This window comes from Paenibacillus sp. PastM-3 (genome assembly GCF_029893965.1).
Taxonomy (GTDB): domain Bacteria; phylum Bacillota; class Bacilli; order Paenibacillales; family Paenibacillaceae; genus Paenibacillus_AQ.
Genome location: NZ_JARXXP010000070.1, coordinates 1 through 1,914, shown reverse-complemented (window position 1 = coordinate 1,914; position 1,914 = coordinate 1). Strand labels below are relative to the sequence as shown.

Genomic DNA, 1,914 nt, shown 5'->3' with positions numbered 1-1,914 from the left:
TCCGTAGCCGCGATCAGGCCAGCCAGTTGTGTGGAATAATGGTATACCTTATCGCCCATTGTCAACATCGGATACCCTGCAATCTGCAATGATCCGGTGTAGTTGTTGTTTGATTTCCACGCGCCCGCATCGGTGTATTTCTGCGCAGGGTCAATGTCGGTCAAGGCCACTGCTTTAAAATTGCCGTTAATGTTACCTGCTTTGGCTTTCATAACGGCAGCTACTGCTGGCAAGTGCGACCAGCCCGGGGCAAGCAGCAGATCGGGAAGGACTCCGAACCGTGGGAACACTTGGTTGACCAGCTCAAAGCCTGTATATGCCCCTTCCAGGGTTACGCCGCCGATGATGTCGTCAGCATCTACAGCCCCAGGATTGAGCTTGTCGTACCCGACCTGCAGCTGTGCAGTATTTGAAGGAATAAGACCTGTCGACTTGGTTGTAATCATCACGTGGCCGTCCGCATCAAAAGCAGCCGTGTAATCCGTGGCTGCACTGTATGTTGTCGCCCCGTCCGAAGACTTAACAACAAGGGACGGCAGCAGCACCCCGTCCACCTCCAGGGTCGCCACTCTGTTGCTGACGGCCAGAGCGGCAGGCTCCACCGTGGTTTTGTTAGTACCCGAGTCAAGTACATTGACCAGGATCATTGGAGACATTGCATATAGCGAAAAATGAGAATGAATCAGCTCGCAGAGCGTGTAATCCTCCCAGTTATCAGAGTATCCGAGTGCTGCCACTGCTTCAGCATACGTAAATACGAGCACCGGGGTATTAACGGGTACTGGCGCAGACGCCAGGTTCACTGGTGCCGTCCCAACAGCGAACGGAATCCCGCTGCTGGCCTCTGTTGGCGCGAGTACTGACGTGGCCTGCTCGATAATCTCAACGCCGTGTTTAAATGCCATTGACCGGACCTCCTCTCAAAATTGCCTGATATGCTACATATTCCGGCGTGCCGGCCTGCACAATCCGTGCCTGTGCACTGGACATTTCATCAACCGGTACGATCAGCGCCGCAACGTCCGGCTGCTCGACCAGCAGAGGTTCCAGATATGCTGGGATACCGCCGCGGAATACCGTGGACTGCAGTAATCTGCCTGCTGGCAGGTTCGGTCCCAGGTAGATCAGTGGGGTTACACGCTCCGCTACTTCGGCTGCCGGTTCCTGCAGGATGCTGTTTTCTTCTGCTGATACATCCAAGGATGTAGCATCAATTTTGTTTTCTTCTTTCTTATCGTTTTTATTGCTCAATACAATCCCTCCTCTGATAAAACTGTGGGCAGCGTCCATATTGTGGTCACAAGACCAATCGTGTAGGGCTCCGGCTGCTCCGGCGGGAACTCCCACTTAAAAGGCAACTCCATCCTGAAACGCTTATCAACAATCGGCTGCTTTAACAGCGCAATTCGGACGCGTTCCATCTGGTTGAAGAGATCCAGAAACCCTTGGTCATCCTCAGACTCGCTTCCGAAAATCAAATGCACCGTTACCTTACAATCGTTTTGATCAATCCCGGTTGCCGGCCGGACTAAGATATATGGGAATTCCGGTTCCTTGGCATTGTCCTTATTCTTACGGGGCAGATACCCCAAATGAACAGCCGGCATTGCAATTACGCTGTCTTTTACAAGCTCTTCAAGAAAACTCTTGATAGCCTGAATAAGCATGATTGGTGTAGAAATTACCGTCACCTCATTTCAAAATACGGTTTATCTCATGAACCAAACGCTTTTCCATTCGGTCGTGCGCGGCATCCTGGATTCGGGCCAATACCTGCGGCTCATTCAGCATCCGAGGGATCGCCGGGCCGTGAACTTCCTCAATCGGCAGCTCCGGCCGGTACCCTTTGGCATTCACAACACGTGCGCGGCCGCTCTGGCCGGTCGGCTTCTGCCGCTTCATAACCCCGATGCC

Annotated in this window: 2 protein-coding genes and 2 pseudogenes; all 4 read right to left on the bottom strand. The window is 52.9% G+C overall.

Annotated elements, in window-relative coordinates:
• A pseudogene (locus M2108_RS31260) lies at window positions 1–905 on the bottom strand (phage tail sheath family protein); the annotation flags it as partial.
• Window positions 895–1,251: a hypothetical protein gene (locus tag M2108_RS31255; protein WP_277473359.1), complete on the bottom strand. Its 357-nt coding sequence runs from the start codon at window positions 1,249–1,251 to the stop codon at window positions 895–897. The pseudogene M2108_RS31260 and the gene M2108_RS31255, both read right to left, overlap by 11 nt.
• Entirely contained in the window at window positions 1,248–1,667 is a 420-nt protein-coding gene (locus tag M2108_RS31250; protein ID WP_277473358.1) for a hypothetical protein, read from the bottom strand. Before M2108_RS31250 ends, M2108_RS31255 begins: the two co-directional genes overlap by 4 nt.
• A 25-nt stretch (window positions 1,668–1,692) precedes the next feature.
• Window positions 1,693–1,914: pseudogene (locus M2108_RS31245) on the bottom strand (hypothetical protein); the annotation flags it as partial.

Excerpts from the sequence above, each read along its gene's own strand:
- M2108_RS31250 (WP_277473358.1), bottom strand. The coding sequence starts at position 1,667 with ATGCTTATTCAGGCTATCAAGAGTTTTCTTGAAGAGCTTGTAAAAGAC.